This window comes from Amphibacillus cookii (genome assembly GCF_016908375.1).
Classification (GTDB): domain Bacteria; phylum Bacillota; class Bacilli; order Bacillales; family Amphibacillaceae; genus Amphibacillus_C; species Amphibacillus_C cookii.
In genome coordinates this window covers 17546-33220 of sequence record NZ_JAFBDS010000012.1, presented here as the reverse complement: position 1 = coordinate 33220, position 15675 = coordinate 17546, and the positions used below count along the sequence as shown (strand labels likewise).

The 15675-nt window shown below is 37.7% G+C and carries 12 protein-coding genes; 1 reads left to right on the top strand and 11 read right to left on the bottom strand.

What is annotated here, in order from left to right; all coding sequences use genetic code 11:
* Positions 1–823: 823 nt before the first annotated feature.
* A complete protein-coding gene (gene map / locus JOE23_RS15740) occupies positions 824–1564 on the bottom strand; it encodes a type I methionyl aminopeptidase (RefSeq protein ID WP_204439913.1) in 741 nt (246 codons plus the stop codon).
* Positions 1565–2337: 773 nt separating this feature from the next.
* Between map and typA the strand changes: the two genes are divergently transcribed.
* Positions 2338–4158: a translational GTPase TypA gene (gene typA / locus JOE23_RS15735; protein WP_204439912.1), complete on the top strand. Its 1821-nt coding sequence runs from the start codon at positions 2338–2340 to the stop codon at positions 4156–4158.
* 242 nt (positions 4159–4400) lie between these two features.
* Here typA and JOE23_RS15730 read toward each other — a convergent pair whose 3' ends face one another.
* From JOE23_RS15730 to JOE23_RS15685, 10 genes are all read right to left on the bottom strand, one after another.
* On the bottom strand, positions 4401–6164 hold the full coding sequence (locus tag JOE23_RS15730; RefSeq protein ID WP_204439910.1) for an SA1320 family protein: 1764 nt from the start codon (positions 6162–6164) through the stop codon (positions 4401–4403).
* Positions 6145–6486, bottom strand: coding sequence for a hypothetical protein (locus JOE23_RS15725; RefSeq protein WP_204439909.1), 342 nt, complete (start codon positions 6484–6486; stop codon positions 6145–6147). The genes JOE23_RS15730 and JOE23_RS15725 overlap by 20 nt, the downstream gene beginning before the upstream one ends.
* A gap of 25 nt (positions 6487–6511) precedes the next feature.
* Positions 6512–7372 carry a DUF1672 family protein gene (locus JOE23_RS15720; RefSeq protein WP_204439907.1) on the bottom strand — a complete coding sequence of 287 codons (861 nt, stop codon included), beginning with the start codon at positions 7370–7372 and terminating at the stop codon, positions 6512–6514.
* Between the two features lie 698 nt (positions 7373–8070).
* Entirely contained in the window at positions 8071–9414 is a 1344-nt protein-coding gene (locus tag JOE23_RS15715; RefSeq protein WP_204439906.1) for an ABC transporter permease, read from the bottom strand.
* On the bottom strand, positions 9411–10100 hold the full coding sequence (locus JOE23_RS15710) for an ABC transporter ATP-binding protein (protein ID WP_204439904.1): 690 nt from the start codon (positions 10098–10100) through the stop codon (positions 9411–9413). Before JOE23_RS15710 ends, JOE23_RS15715 begins: the two co-directional genes overlap by 4 nt.
* A gap of 829 nt (positions 10101–10929) precedes the next feature.
* The gene (gene ehuA / locus JOE23_RS15705; protein ID WP_239585465.1) at positions 10930–11700 is read right to left on the bottom strand and encodes an ectoine/hydroxyectoine ABC transporter ATP-binding protein EhuA; all 771 of its coding nucleotides are present in this window, start codon (positions 11698–11700) and stop codon (positions 10930–10932) included.
* Positions 11700–12419, bottom strand: a complete 720-nt coding sequence (ehuD, locus tag JOE23_RS15700; RefSeq protein ID WP_204439903.1) for an ectoine/hydroxyectoine ABC transporter permease subunit EhuD — start codon at positions 12417–12419, stop codon at positions 11700–11702. Before ehuD ends, ehuA begins: the two co-directional genes overlap by 1 nt.
* On the bottom strand, positions 12419–13078 hold the full coding sequence (locus tag JOE23_RS15695; RefSeq protein WP_204439901.1) for an amino acid ABC transporter permease: 660 nt from the start codon (positions 13076–13078) through the stop codon (positions 12419–12421). The genes ehuD and JOE23_RS15695 overlap by 1 nt, the downstream gene beginning before the upstream one ends.
* A gap of 133 nt (positions 13079–13211) precedes the next feature.
* Positions 13212–14108, bottom strand: coding sequence for an ectoine/hydroxyectoine ABC transporter substrate-binding protein EhuB (ehuB, locus tag JOE23_RS15690; RefSeq protein WP_204439899.1), 897 nt, complete (start codon positions 14106–14108; stop codon positions 13212–13214).
* A 753-nt stretch (positions 14109–14861) separates the two neighbouring features.
* The gene (locus JOE23_RS15685; RefSeq protein WP_204439897.1) at positions 14862–15434 is read right to left on the bottom strand and encodes an HD domain-containing protein; all 573 of its coding nucleotides are present in this window, start codon (positions 15432–15434) and stop codon (positions 14862–14864) included.
* Positions 15435–15675 lie beyond the last annotated feature (241 nt).

Below are 15675 nucleotides of genomic sequence, written 5' to 3'. Positions count from 1 at the left end.
TTTTTATGCTATATAAAACTGAAGAAATATTTAATAAGAAAAGCAGTACGATTGTGGCTGTAGCCTACTTTATAGGCATGCTTTTAATTAATGTAATAACATTATAGAAGAATGGAGAGAATCAATATGAAAAAGGAACAGAGAAGAGTGTTTCTAACCGTCATGATTATTGGAGGAATTACAATTACTGTTGGAATAATAAATATTCTTTATGTTTTGTTTTTTAGGTAGTGGAAATGATTAAAACCCCTTTGAAAACTTATAATAAGATGGATCGGATTCAAAAGAAAAGAGAAAGAGAATATCAATATAAGGATATCCCTTAGGAAGTTAATATCTTTTTTCTCATGAAGAAGATATAACTAGGGTTGTAAAGACTAGAATGAATAGTTCACTTAGTTGGACAATAAAAAAAGGTTGTATACTATTTGACGTTGGTGAAGGGAATTCCCCATTTTATATGTTTGTGAAATGGGGATAGACTTTCGCTAACGTCTTTTCTATTTCTCTAAAAATAGAAATGGGTTCGGTCATCCAGTGATTCGCTTTCCGCAGGCACGGCTTCAGCTAACTCATGTGCGCACCAAACGCGCACATGAGTGGATCTTCAGCTCGTACTATTCCTGCCGGAGTCTCATCACTTCCTGACCGAACCCGTATGAATTTACGTGTAGATAGACATTCAAATTCAGTTAAGATCTATTGAATCGAAAGCAGCCCAAAATGCACCTAACCAATCAAACATTCAAGCAGCATAATCCGACTTGAATATCTGTGAAATTCATCTATAAAATTGCCGGCAAAAATTCTCACCAACGTCATTTTACGTTACAATAATCGGTTCCTCTTTCGTAATAATAATGGTCTCTTCTTTTTGTGCAACATAACCACCTCGTTTACCAACGAACGTCCATTCATCATCTAGCTCAATAATTTCTTCATCAATGATGGAGACAAAGGGTTCAAAGGCTACGACTAAACCGTTTTCCATTAAAGCATTGTCCCATGGAAGGTAGAAGTTGTAAATATGTTCTGGTGCGTCACGTAACGACGAGCCTACGCCGTGGCCAGTCAGGTTTTTAATAACTTTGTAGCCTAATTTACGAGCGGTGTCATGAACTGCATGACCAACACGATTCATTTTGGCTCCAGCTTTAAATTGTGCGAGACCAGCGTCAAAGACTTGATCCATCGCTTTTAGCAGATCAATCAATTTTTGTTCACCTTTACCAACCACGATTGAACGGCCAGTATCAACAAAGTAGCCTTTGTATGCTCCAGATACATCAATGTTAACGAGGTCGCCTTCTTGAATAACGCGGTCACCAGGAATGCCATGGGCAACTTCTTCATTGACAGAAATACAGGTATAACCGGGAAAGTTATATGTCAGGATTGGGGCGGATGCCGCACCGTATTTTTTAAATAAACGCTCTGCGAGATGGTCTAATTCTTTTGTTGTGATACCGGGCTTAGTATAAGAAATCATATGGTCACGAATATCAGAAATGATTTTTCCAGCTTCCTTTAGTCCATGAATATCTTTATCTGAGGATATAATCATAGTGTTCTCCTTAATTTATTCTTTGAATATATTGTAAGTCGTTGTTACCAACAAATCAACCTTAGAGCATGTTGATAATGGAAATGGGGTGAACCATGATGGGCTTCTACTTGATTAATTTCTAGCAAAAACCAAACAATATTTACGATCAAGCCTGTTTGCTGGAAAAGAGTAATTGAAGGTCAATACAAAAAGAGATAATTATGTAGTGCGATTTCCGGTTAAAGTAGAGTGATGAATGATCATGACCAATGCCACAACTGATAATACTTATTATAGGGGTTAGGTTGCTCATTTTTTGCAGAATGGTTATTATTTTCGGCCCATTGACGCTCTATCTCTATAAAAGAAAATAACAGGAGGAGCACTGACCTAGATCAGTTAGTGCTTCGTTTTTTGTGTTATAATAAAAACTTCATTTGATTAGATGAGGTTTAACTTTCTTAGCTTGTCTATATATGATGAGGCGATTGGGAGTTCACCACGCGCTCTATTCGCTTTTGCACAGAATGTAATGCTTTATTTTGTGAATAATAAAAATATCGTTTTTTCAATACTGCTGTACTGGCTTAAGTAGAGGTAAAGCAAGACAGGCTATGTTAAAAATGCCATCAAAGCTAATTTTAAATACTAAATGTGTGTGATTTAGTCAAATGAGGATTAATCATGCAGTTTTTTATCGAAAAATATATACTTTGATTGATTAACTATGATATAATTGCCCAGTTACAGTGTTATTTGGACGTTTGCTATAAAAGAGGAGATGTAGAAGGATGCAATTAAGAGAAGATATTCGTAACATTGCTATTATTGCCCACGTTGATCATGGGAAAACAACCTTAGTCGATCAGTTGCTTCGTTATTCAGGGACATTTCGTGATAACGAACAAGTCGATGATCGCGCAATGGACTCAAATGATATTGAAAGAGAACGTGGGATTACGATTTTAGCAAAAAATACTGCGATTAATTATAATGATACACGTATTAATATTCTTGATACACCAGGCCATGCTGATTTCGGCGGAGAGGTTGAGCGTATTCTTCGAATGGTTGATGGTGTATTGCTGGTTGTTGATGCATACGAAGGATGTATGCCACAAACGCGCTTTGTGTTAAAAAAAGCGCTTGAACAAAAATTGACACCGGTGGTTGTATTAAATAAGATTGATCGACCAAATGCTCGACCTGAACATGTTGTGGATGAAGTATTAGATTTATTTATTGAGTTGGGTGCTGATGACGCACAGCTAGAGTTTCCCGTTGTTTATGCTTCGGCGTTGAATGGCACATCAGGTGAAGAACCAGATCAACAAGTTGAGTCAATGGAAGCTGTATTCCAAACCATAATGAGTCATATTCCCGCTCCAGCTAATAACCAAGCGGACCCTTTGCAATTTCAAATTACTTTACTTGATTATAACGACTATTTAGGTCGGATAGGGATTGGTCGTGTCTCTCGAGGTAGCATTAAAGTTGGACAGCAAGTGACTTTAATTAAGAAAGACGGTCAAACGAAGAACTTTCGTGTTAGTAAAATGTTTGGTTTCTTAGGATTAAAACGAATTGAAATTGAAGAGGCGAATGCTGGAGATATTATTGCTTTAGCGGGTCTTGAAGATATCAATGTTGGTGAAACAGTCTGTCCGGTTGACCATTTAGAAGCGCTTCCTATTTTGCATATTGATGAACCTACTTTACAGATGACGTTTGTTGTCAATAACAGTCCGTTTGCAGGTAAAGAAGGTAAATATATTACGTCGCGAAGAATCGAAGAGCGTTTAATGATGCAGCTTGAAACAGATGTCAGTTTACGTGTTGATCCAACCGATTCACCAGATGCTTGGGTTGTTTCAGGGCGTGGAGAACTGCACCTGTCTATTTTAGTTGAAAATATGCGCCGTGAAGGTTACGAATTACAATTGTCTAAACCCCAAGTTATTATTAAAGAGATTGATGGTGTGAAATGTGAGCCGATGGAACGTGTTCAAGTTGATGTGCCAGAAGATCATACGGGATCGGTAATGGAGTCACTAGGTTCACGTAAAGGCGAAATGCTGGATATGATTAACCAAGGTAACGGGCAAGTTCGTTTGGAATTTAAGGTCCCTTCTCGTGGGTTAATTGGCTATTCTACCGAATTTATGACACAGACGCGTGGTTATGGGATTATTAACCACACCTTTGATAGCTATGAACCTGTTGTTGAAGGTCAAGTTGGCGGACGCCGTCAAGGTGTACTTGTTGCCTTGGAAAATGGTAAAGCATCGACCTATGGTATTATGAATCTTGAGGATCGAGGAATCATTTTTGTTGAGCCGGGTACAGAGGTTTATGCAGGAATGATTGTAGGTGAACATAATCGTGATAATGATTTAACCGTTAATATTACGAAAGAAAAACATTTAACGAATGTACGTTCAGCAACGAAAGATCAAACGTCAACGATTCGTAAAACACGTCAAATGTCATTAGAAGAAGCGATTGAGTATTTAAACGACGATGAATATTGTGAAGTCACACCAGAATCGATTCGTTTACGTAAAAAGATCTTAAACAAGAATGAACGAGAAAAAGCAGCCAAAAAGAAATAAGTAAATAAAGAAAAGACTGATTCAGTAAAACCCTTTGCCAGGAAGGGGTTATAATGGATCAGTCTTTTACTTTACTCATAAAACAAAACTTTAATTAGTTGGTGGGCGTTCGTTAGCCTCCGTCCCTTGTGTGGTCGTTATGTAAATCAAGACATGAGCGCCCGTTAGCTTACGGCTAAATAAATTTGTTTTACGCTCTATTTTGAGGTGAGCGTTTTATGGGCGGTTAGCCATGAAGATTTTTACCACGTTGCGGCTCGCGCAGTCTGCTCTTCAATAATACTCATATTCTGTTTAACATTTGACGAGACGTCATATAAGGAGGTAATCGCTTCTGCTTCATGGTCAGATAATTGGAAAACAATATCGTCAAACAATAACTGCATGTCTTTTAAGATAGACGTTGCTGCCGTGTTATAAATATGTATATTATAATAGCCGGTGTTGTTAAATAGTGCAGAATCTATGTAGGGTCGTAAATTATCAATGACAGTAGGATAGTTTTCCATAAATTTTTGTAGGCCTGTCCGAATGCCTTCGACCGTTTCGTTCATTTCTTCAACAGGATGAAGGAATGCATTTACTTGTTCCTTAACTCGATCATCATAGTCTGTAAACAGACTAAGTACGAGGGTGATGGGATTACCATATAAAGAAAGGTAATTGCCCCCCTTAACTAAACCAACTAATGCTTTACCTGCAATCTCTATAAGCGTCACTTTATTTATTAAAGTCATGGCGATCGGGAACAAAATGGCAGAGCTTGTTCCTTTAAAAGCATCTAGTGTTAGATCTAAGTATTGCTCTTTAAACTTCATGAATTCGAGTAAGTAGGGGGAGTCCTCCATTGTAAAGTCAGTTGTTGATGTCATGGGATCAATGTCACCTATAGCTAATTGATCAGTAATTGCATGTGCCACACGCTGGTCTATTGTCTTAAAGGCGTTGGCGACTTGCCCTACTTGTGTACCAAATTCTTCTACCTGTGCATTCATACGCTGATAGTTGCTCTCCACGTGTTCAAAATGAGCTTCCAATTCTCCAACAACGACGTCATGAAATTTTTCTTGTCCAGCTTTAAAGATGTCTTCAATTGTATTATAGACTGTATCTTCCACAGCAAGGGCAAATTCATCTAATGTTTCTTCTAATTCTTCAAGGCTGCCTCTGATTTCTGAAACCAAACTTTCTGCATCAATCGGTTTATTTATAATAAATTCGATAAGTGCTGCGGGAGGGGAGTTAAGTAAACCATTTAATACCTGACTGGTTCTTTCGATTGTATCTAAAAGAGCATGTAGTTTTTGAATCATCAGCTTAAATACACTATTTGCAAATCGAATGCCTCTTAATAGTCCATCATCTATGATGTCTTCGAACGCTTCTTGAAATGCCTCGCGAACTGTATTCAGACGGCTCTCGTAAGCCTCACTTTCGTGATTAATGATCTCAACAGTGTGTCCGATATACGTTTGTGCCAAACCTAATCGTTCTAATACAGATGTTTCAATCGACTCACTAAGCATTTGAAGCGTTTCTACATTTAAATCAATCCGCTCTGATCGTCCGCCATATAAAGGCTGGCCAGTCCAAATACTTGATACGATATGGTGATGGGCATCAACATAGATCTTGCCATAACCGGGTTCCCCCTTCCTGCCAATGGTGACATAAGGGGTATGCATACTATCCTCTCGTCTATATCCGGTATGATTAAAACCAATACCTGCTATGGAAGGAACCCCGTTATAAATGGTATATTTGAGACCAGGAACTTGATTCCCCATGCCAATAGCGTCTTGACTAAGGTTTAACAGATCGTATTCACTAATATAATTTGTAATGTTGTCATATTGTTTTTCCACATCCAGAGCGCTCGCTGGTAGCATGGCTGGATTTAATGTGACTGAACGGACATGGTTATATTCAACGCCGACGTAATTGGCTAACGCTCCGCCAAGTGAATTACCACTGACTGATGTAATCTCACCAAAATCTTTTTCCATATCTTCGTAATGTTGCATCTTTTAGTTGTTGTGGGGTGGCCTCAGTTAGTAAGTGAATATCTGTTTTAATATCAGCCATGCCATATTCACCATGAGCATTGGTTCCCATATACACCACATGATACTCACCGGATGCGACATTTTGGACGGTCATCGCATCCATGCCGCTTTTTACTTTGTTGAAATTGTCGTTCACAACTTCAAAAGTCTTATCATCAATCTCTATAATCGACTCAAATTTAGGTTCTAAATACACGTGTAAGCCTGCTAATTCGATTAGTTCGGCATCTGTTGTTTGTGTTTGATCTATTTCTGAATTCATTTTTACCGCCGCTGGTTTTACTCCTCTATTCCTTGATAAGATCTCTTGTGTTCAATGAATTATCTTGATTTCCACTAGCAGATAATTTATTCACATAATTATCATGTAAAGAAATCGAATAGTTTCCCCTTGGTAAACCCTCTAATGCTTTAAATTCTTGGACGATTTCATCAAAAAGGGCTTCAATTGGTTGACTGTCTGCTTCGTCCATATAAACTTGTATTGAAATCCTTAAATAGTTGGCGTTGTATGCGTCTTTATCAAACACACTTTTAAGCTCGTCAGCACTAATGTTAGGATTTTTAAAGTATAGGTCATTGATTTCTTCCATTTCATCTCGTAAAGTCATCGGTTGGATAAAGTAATAGGGCGTCGTATAGCCTGTTGACCCGACATTGTTGATCGCTTCTTGACGCCAGCCTACTATGGGATGTTTATCGGCAAGCTCTTCAACAAAATCATCCAGTACCGCGAACTCCTCATCCATGATCATCGCTAGTAAACCGCCAAATAAACTTTGCTCGACTTGACTCGACTGTGTCCAAATACTATCCGGTATGATTTCCTCATCTTGCCTATCAATCCCGATCATCGCATAGGTGTGGAAGTGAGGCTCTCCGACCGATTCGACAAACACGGTTGCCCCGTCCACGTTACCAACGACGTTATGGACAATCACATCTATTTTATATTCTTCAAGAAAAAAGGCCTTCATCGCTTCTTCGATTTCTGCAAATTTCTCATTAGCAATCACATCCATCTTCTCGCCATTGACAAGGTCATAGCCTTCACCGGTGTAGTCATTGACACTGACATATCGATCATCAAAGGCATCACCTGTGGTGTAATCGCCCGTTTCTTCATTACTACTGTTATTTTCATTCATCGCCATACACCCTCCTAATACCAATATCAAAGATAAACTTATGGTTAAAAAATATTTTTTGATCATGATTTTCACCCTCGTTCGCCTATATCTATTCGTTTTCGTTTCTTTAATTAGTTTAACGGTAAGTCCAATCATTGTTAAGCATTTCTTTACAATAAAATGCAAGAAACTAAAAAACAGGAAATAAGAAGGGTGGCTTTTGTTTTAAAGCCAATAATAAAAGCCTCTCTTTATAGGTATAAAAGCATAGGGCAAGTACTAGGTGTAGGTATAATAGCTCGGATAAACAAAAGAAGTTTTTTCGGGTTGGAATAGCAAACAGATTTAATGGAGATGGGACAGAAAAGTTATCACAGATAGCCGTCCGTAGACGATTTATCTCAGCATAGAGAGTGGAGAACGCCTATCTAAACAGAAGCTAACGGCCTGATTAACTAACAAATGGTAGGAAAACGAAAACATCTACTGACTGAAGGTTCATTTATTTACTTTAAAATAGATCGACTATGAGTTTAAGTATCATTAAAGATAGTTTCGTTACGTTTCTATTCACCAAATCTATTTATCATATAACCGAAAGATCGGAGCAGCTATCCTGCTCCGATAAATGGTGAATTATTTTCGGTTTTAGTCATCGTTTTATTTTCTACAAATATCGTCTTAATAATCTACCAACAATTATCGAAACAAATAAGTTAAATTTCACGTTTCATTGCTTGTAATACATCGATTTGTGTTGCTTTTTTGGCTGGTCGAGAACCAGAAATGATGGTAACAATTAAACAAATAGCTACAGCAACAAACAATAAACGTAGAGGGATACTTGAGAACTGAAAGCCTTCGGGCAATTCCTCTTCAAAGACAGCCTCTAGAATAAGAGGTAATCCTAAGTTAACGGCAAAACTGATTAAATAAGCAACAGCAGTGCCAATTAAAGCACCTAAAAGTCCGATATAACTACTTTCTAATAGAAAGATTTGCTTAATTGTTCTTGGGTTAGCTCCAATGGCTTTCATAATACCGATATCTGGAGCACGTTCTGTGACCGCCATCGTCATGGTATTGTAAATGCCAATTGATGCAATAAGAATAGCGATAGTCCCAATGAAAATAAGCCCCGCTTTTGCGATGGTGAATAGCATATTCAATTGTTTCATTTCGGTAGCGACTGAATAGGTATAATAGCCTTCATCAGTTAATTGGGTCGTTAAATCTTGAACTTGCTCTAATGTATGTGTATGAAGGTAAACATTATCATAACTTTTCTCTGTCGGTGTATCCTCAATATCATCAACAGGATACGGACTTCCGGTATGAGTTCCTGTAAAAGCTGCAATCTCATTTAAAAGCATGTCAGTGATGTATACATTTGAATCGTCCCACCCCCGTTGAACAGGCTCTTCAACAATGCCGACCACTTCAACTTCAAATGTTGTTGTTTCTACATCGTCATTTTCATCAAACTTCTCTATATCAAATGTTAGGGTTTTACCTATAATATTTTCTGAAAAGAGGGTTTCTTCTTTTCTTACTTCATCATCAGTATAAAGATCATCATAATCAACGTCTTGAGGAATTAGCTCGTCAGCAAAATGATAACCAACGACAACTTGGTTAGCTTGAGTGGGAAAGGTCCCTTCCGCTAAAGCCATACCAGCTTGTTGTTCTGCTGGAAAGTAAACACTTCTTGTTTCTGCTGTTGCTTCAAAGTTATCAACCTGGTAATTGGGTGCCTGCCCAAGGTAATTCATACGTCTGACGGTTTTAACATTGTTTAGTGATTCAAAATGCTCAATGTGTTGATCGGTAATATATTGATGCTCACCCTTTTCATTTTCATAACCATATATCGATACTTCATTTAAATTATCTTGCTCCATAATATCTTTCAATAAAGTGTCGTGAAGACCAAACCCTACTGATGCAAGAACAATCAGAAATGTTGTCCCCATAGCAGTAGCTAATACAGTCATAAAAATCCGCACTCTATTTTTCTTTAAATTTTGTTGAACGAAGCGCCATTTATCTTTGAAATTCATCGACTATTGCCCCCTTTGATTAAATGACCATCTTGAATCTCAAGCGTCCTTGAACCAATACGAGCAACTTCTTGATCATGTGTAATAATAAGAAAGGTGATATTGAGATCTTGGTTAAGTTGTCGAATAAATTCTAGTAAACTGGCTTCTGTTTCGCTATCCAAGCTCCCAGTTGGTTCGTCTGCTAGAATGATCGGAGGGTTCAATACAAGTGCACGGGCAATACTTACACGCTGCTGTTGTCCGCCTGACAACTCACCAGGGTAGTGGTTTGGGTATTGACTTAACCCGACACGCTCCAATGTTTGTTCAGTTATTTTTTTTCGTTCATTTTCATTGATCCCTTTCAAAATGAGTGGTAATTCAATATTTTGATAGGCGGTCATACTTGGAATCAATTGAAAATTTTGAAAGATAAAGCCAATTTGATTTAAACGGAAATCGGCAAATTCCGCTTCTGAAAAACCAGTAACATCAGTGCCGTTAATAGTAATTTCTCCTGAAGTTGGATGAATAAAGCCACTAATTAAGTTAAGTAACGTCGATTTACCGGACCCGCTTCGTCCAATAATTGAAACGACCTCCCCCTTGTTGACGGAAAAAGAAAGGTCATGTAATACAGGGAGTTTTGTTTCCCCTTTCTTTCCCATTACAAAATGATGGGATAAGTGTTTAATAGTTATCATATTGTACATCCTCCATTTTTAGTCTCATCTATCAAGACGAGTTTAAAAGAAAAAAGATGCGTAAAATTACGGAATAATTGAAGATATCTAAATTCACAACATGAGGGAAACCTGAGTGAGTTTGTGTGAATCGGGTTGTTTTATCACGGATAACCGTCCGTCAACCGCACCGCAAGAGGTCAATCAATTTAGATGGTCACTCATGTCCTGATCATTCAATTAACAATCAGTGGTCGAAGTTCTAAACAGACCAATGATTGAAGCTTTGTTTGATTGTAGCAGTAATTACTTTAATCAACACAAAAAAATAAGCCACCTTCCATAAAGGTAGCCGAATTACCCAATACATTAATTACATCAGATTCCATTGTGACCACCTCTAGAATCAGAGCATACGTTCTGATTTAATTGCTTTTACAATTGGAGTATAATAAACTAGAAAATAATGTTAAGGAGTGTTTTTTTGGATAATATTTTTTTTACTATTTTCATATCTTTAATATTGGTTAGAAGTTTAATTTCTGTTATCTTCAAAAAAAGGGAACACATAGATTTGTTTAATGCATTTATGACAGTATTAATTCTAATCCCTCTTTCAATCTTTCTCATTCAAGAAAGAGAGTGGGTATTTACTTTATCAATAATTTTTCTAGCAACTTATATTATCTGTTTTTATCAGATCATTTCTGGATATATCAAATGGAGAGAGAGGGGCACTATTCAAAAATAGTGCCTGTCTTTTTTTAGATGTACAAAAAATATACTTAACTGTGCATAACAGATAAACGAAAGTACTGTACTTGCTATTGCTAAATTTAGCCTAGTCTGCTTAGCCTCTAAAGCGACTTAAAAATTCTTGTAAGCGTTCGTTTTGAGAGTGTTCAATCACGTCTGATGCAGATCCTTGTTCGGCGATGACACCTTCGTCTAGAAACAATACTTTGTCTGCGATATCTAATGCGAAATCCATTTCGTGTGTAACAAGGACCATTGCCATATCATCATTTTTAGCAATGTCACGAATGACTTCAAGCACTTCGCCGACAAGTTCTGGATCGAGCGCTGACGTGACTTCATCAAATAACATGATTTTTGGGCGCATTACAAGTGCACGTGCCATAGCTACACGTTGCTTTTGACCACCCGATAACTGACTCGGGTAATTATGAATCTTGTCACCTAACCCAACGCGTTCAAGCATTTCAATTGAGCGTTGTTCAACCTCTTGTTTATCCTCACCCTTGACACGGATGGGAGCAGTCATACAGTTTTCTAGAATGGTCATATGTGGAAACAGATTGAAATGCTGAAACACCATCCCGATATCTCCTCGTACTGAACGCAAATGTTTTTCGTTAGCTTCTGTCATTCTACCGTTTTTCTCCATCTTCCAAAGGTTTGTACCATCAACGATAATGTCACCAGACGTTGGCTCTTCTAACGTCATTAACATACGGATGATCGTTGTTTTACCTGAGCCACTAGGTCCAATAATGGCCACTTTCTCTGCTGGAAATATATCTAAATCAATCCCTTTTAAAACTTCAACATCACCAAATGATTTATGAACATCCTGATAACGTACAATCGGTTCTGCCATTATGACGTCACTCCTTTATTAATTTCTTTAATTTCTGCATTTTTATCAAAGCGTGTGTTCATCTTCACCTCTAGCTTTCGGATCAATACAGCTGAGGGATAGCTTAATACCAATAGGATTAACCCAACGATCGTAAGGGCTTCGATGTAAGCCCAGTTTTGTGAACCAAAGGTGTTTGCCATATATAAAATACCTTGAACACTGATTGTCGCAGTAATCGGAACCTCTTTAAACAAAATAATAAAATAATTACCGAGCATTGGAATGGTTGGTGGAATTGCTTGAGGCAATATAATGTGACGCCACTTATCTGACAGTGATAAGTTTAAAGCGGTTGAAGCCTCCCATTGTCCTTTTCCGACACTCTCAATTCCGGAACGATAAATCTCACCAATGTAAGTACTAAAATGGACGCCAAGACCGATAACAGCACAAGCAAATGGACTAAGTGTAACGCCAACGTATGGAACAACTGGCCAAGCATTATACAAAAAAAACAATTGAATGATAGGTGGTGTAGAGCGAATAAATTCCATAATCCAAGTGACCGTCCAATTTACTGGACGCAAAGGTATGCGTCGTAAAAATAGCCAAACAAAGCCAAATATCATCGCAAAAATAAAGGTTGAAATTGTAACACCTACCGTTGTTGTTAAACCTTCTAATACGTAAGGAAAGGCTTCTGAAAAACGCTCCCAACTCCAATAATTTCCGTTCATTAATTTGCCACCCCTTTCTTAGCGATACTTTCAGCTTTTCTAGTAAGGAAAATTAAAGGTAATGCAAGAATGAAATAAAAGATAAGCACAACTACATAAATGAGGGGGGCATGAGCTAAGTTTGTACTGCGCATAATATCTCCATAATAAAAAACATCACGCAATCCAATTAGTGATACGAGTGCCGTCCCTTTGAGCATTTGAATGGTATAATTCCCAAATTCAGGCATCATCATCCGAATAGCTTGTGGAAAAATAACAAAACGCATGCGTTGGAAGCTTGACATATTTAATGCTGTTGCCGCCTCTGATTGCCCGGGAGCTATTGATAAAATTGAGCCTCTCACAACCTCAGATAAGTAAGCACCATAATTTAATCCGATTGCAATAACGCCAATGATCCAGTTAGACGGAAGGTCGATATCGAATAAAATTGGAATTGCATAATATAGCCAGAACAGTTGCACGATTAGAGAAGTTCCGCGAAATATTTCAATGTATAAACCAGTAAACTTACGAAGAAAAGTATTTTTTGAAAGACGACAGAGGCCAGCGATAAATGCCATTATATAAGAAAAAATAGCTGAGGCAATTAAAATTGTCACTGTTGTACCAAAACCGCGGAATAGTTGCGGTGCAATATCTGTTATAGGATTCAAATTTGTTCACTCCTTTTATCTTTATTAGTGTTATGAAGACAGAAAAAGATGGTCCAGTCCCCTAGGTTTGTGGGAACCGGACCCTATGGAGTCTTCATTAAGTTTTTATAAAATTGTTCACGAATTAAATTTTCTAGTAATCTTCTCCACTGATAACACTTTCTGCAGTTACTTCCTCAGGTGGGAAGTTTGTTTCTGGATGGAACCCATTAGCCTCTAGTAATTCTTGAACCGTTCCATCTGCTTTTAAATCTGCTAATGCTTCATTATAAGCATCGCGAAGCTCTTCATTTTCTAAGCTGAATGCTGCCGCACCATAGCTAGGTACACCTTCAATATCTTCGGGTTGTTGAAAGTCTTCGACAATCTCTAAGTCTTCCGTATCAGCAGACTCAAATGCCATCCGCATCGTCATTTCAGTACCTGTTGTAGCATCGGCACGACCAGCTTGAACAGCCGCAAATGTTGCCGGTATGTCAGACGCGGTATCAATTTGATCTTCACTTACTCCTGATTCAAGCAGGAAATCATAAGCAGTAGAACCTTCCATGACAATGACGGTAATGTCTGGGTTATTAGCGATATCTTCAAAACTGTAGATGTTCTGAGGATTGCCAGCTTCAACTACAAGACCTTCACCATACACCATTTCAGGCTCACCGAATAATGCATTTTCAGCACGATCAGGTGTAATAGCCATACCAGCTGTAATGGCATCAAATTGTCCAGCTTGCACACCAGGAATTAATTGTCCCCATTCAGCTAATTGACCTTCTACATTGTCAATACCTAATTCGTTAAAGACAGCAGTTGCAATGTCAACAGCTGCACCTTTTAATTCGCCGTCTTCTTCATAGGCGTAAGGAGCTTCATTAGAGAAACCGATTGTGACAGTACCTGCTTCTTGAAGTTCTTCTAATCGGCCTTCGCCACCTTCTGTTGTTTCACCATTATCTCCATTACCATTTCCACATGCCGCTAAAACCAGAACAAATGCAGCAAATAGTAAAGTTTTTACTAAAGTTTTCAAGAAAAAACCCTCCTAATTTAATTGGAAAACAAATATTTTGTCTTCTCTATTTGGTAGTTCTTTTTCTTCTTTACCACCAATTCCGTTTTTAAAACCTTAAATTTTTAAGGTTACGAGATGTACGTATATAATGATACGGGGAAAATTTGTTGCTTACAAATCAGAAAAAAAACGAATATAAATGATTTGTTTTCAAATTTTCGCCTCTAATATACACAGCTGAAAAATACCAATGAATAATCGATTATGGTCGCAAATTCTAAAAGATACTCTGTATTTAATTGGTAAACATGTCCATTTGTCGTGTGGAAATTAGATGAAAAAATAAATAAATTTCGTATGTAAAAAATGATAGCTGTCTAAATTAGCTATCATTCGTTTTTTACCACATAATAATCGTTCGTAAATCGCCGATCAGACAAAATAGAAAGTAAAGGAAAATTTATTAATCGGCCGTAACGGACGCTCATGTCCTGATTCACTCAGCTAACCATCAATGGACGAAGGACACCTCCCACTGATTGAAGGTTCGTTTATGATCTTTTGTTATGAGGGAAGGGTGGAGATAGGGGGTAAATAAAAACATTCAATCCCCTTTGTTGCAGAAATCACGGATAAGGTTATTTTAATAAGGGCATGGGGAGGTATCTTTTGATTTACAGTAAACGAGACATCCGATTAACAAAGGATATCTCTATTGTCGCTTTTTGGTTACTATGGTTTTAATCATGTGCATTTGTTAGTGAAGATGGTTTAGCTCTTTTGTTGAAGGCTTTCTAAAAACTGATCCAATAATTGCTTAAACATAATGATCAATGGGTGGTGTGTTTCTGACGATAGGTTTGATATAACGCTGTTGTACATACTTTGATAATACCATTGTTGATAGGCTTTGCCACGATCAAAAGCTTGCCACATTGATTGACCGTAAAGCATTTCATTATCTAGCATGGATTGAAGATTATCAATTTTATCTGCACAAATTATTAATTTTACATGGAAGGGTGCTTGTTCAATTTTATTGATGCTGTTTTGCTTTCGTTCTTCCCACTCTAATTGTTTATCTTCTTCTGTCACATAGCGAACAAGTTCAGTTATTTCTTCACCAAAAAGATTTTCGATCTCTGTAAATGTGGCTCCTGTGTCTTCAACAATATCGTGTAGAAGTCCTGCGATAACAATGTTTACCTCGCATTCATGCTCTTTTAAAAGCATGGCAACACGATAGGGATGGGCGATATAAGGTGTATGATCAACTTTACGCCGTTGGCCATCATGTTTGGCGGCTGCGTATGAAATGGCACGCATTAATTGATTGTGAATCATTAATACTCCTCCTCTTTAAGGGTAATTGCTTGATTATGTGTACAGACAGTAAACATACGTGTGTTCTAAGTGTAAGAAACCGTCCGTAAACCACCTACCTCAAATATAGAGAGTAGAGCAAATCAATTGAGGTGGGTGATAACGGACGAATGTCCTGATTCTCTCAATAATCATTAGTGGGCGAAGAACGAGAACGCCGACTATTTGAAGGTTCGTTTTATGAAGAAGTTTCACTTTAATA

Bases quoted from the DNA above. Each gene is read 5' to 3' on its own strand.
- map (WP_204439913.1), bottom strand. From the start codon at position 1,564: ATGATTATATCCTCAGATAAAGATATTCATGGACTAAAGGAAGCTGGA.
- typA (WP_204439912.1), top strand. From the start codon at position 2,338: ATGCAATTAAGAGAAGATATTCGTAACATTGCTATTATTGCCCACGTT.
- JOE23_RS15730 (WP_204439910.1), bottom strand. From the start codon at position 6,164: ATGGAAAAAGATTTTGGTGAGATTACATCAGTCAGTGGTAATTCACTT.
- JOE23_RS15725 (WP_204439909.1), bottom strand. From the start codon at position 6,486: ATGAATTCAGAAATAGATCAAACACAAACAACAGATGCCGAACTAATC.
- JOE23_RS15720 (WP_204439907.1), bottom strand. From the start codon at position 7,372: ATGAATGAAAATAACAGTAGTAATGAAGAAACGGGCGATTACACCACA.
- JOE23_RS15715 (WP_204439906.1), bottom strand. From the start codon at position 9,414: ATGAATTTCAAAGATAAATGGCGCTTCGTTCAACAAAATTTAAAGAAA.
- JOE23_RS15710 (WP_204439904.1), bottom strand. From the start codon at position 10,100: ATGATAACTATTAAACACTTATCCCATCATTTTGTAATGGGAAAGAAA.
- ehuA (WP_239585465.1), bottom strand. From the start codon at position 11,700: ATGGCAGAACCGATTGTACGTTATCAGGATGTTCATAAATCATTTGGT.
- ehuD (WP_204439903.1), bottom strand. From the start codon at position 12,419: ATGAACGGAAATTATTGGAGTTGGGAGCGTTTTTCAGAAGCCTTTCCT.
- JOE23_RS15685 (WP_204439897.1), bottom strand. From the start codon at position 15,434: ATGATTCACAATCAATTAATGCGTGCCATTTCATACGCAGCCGCCAAA.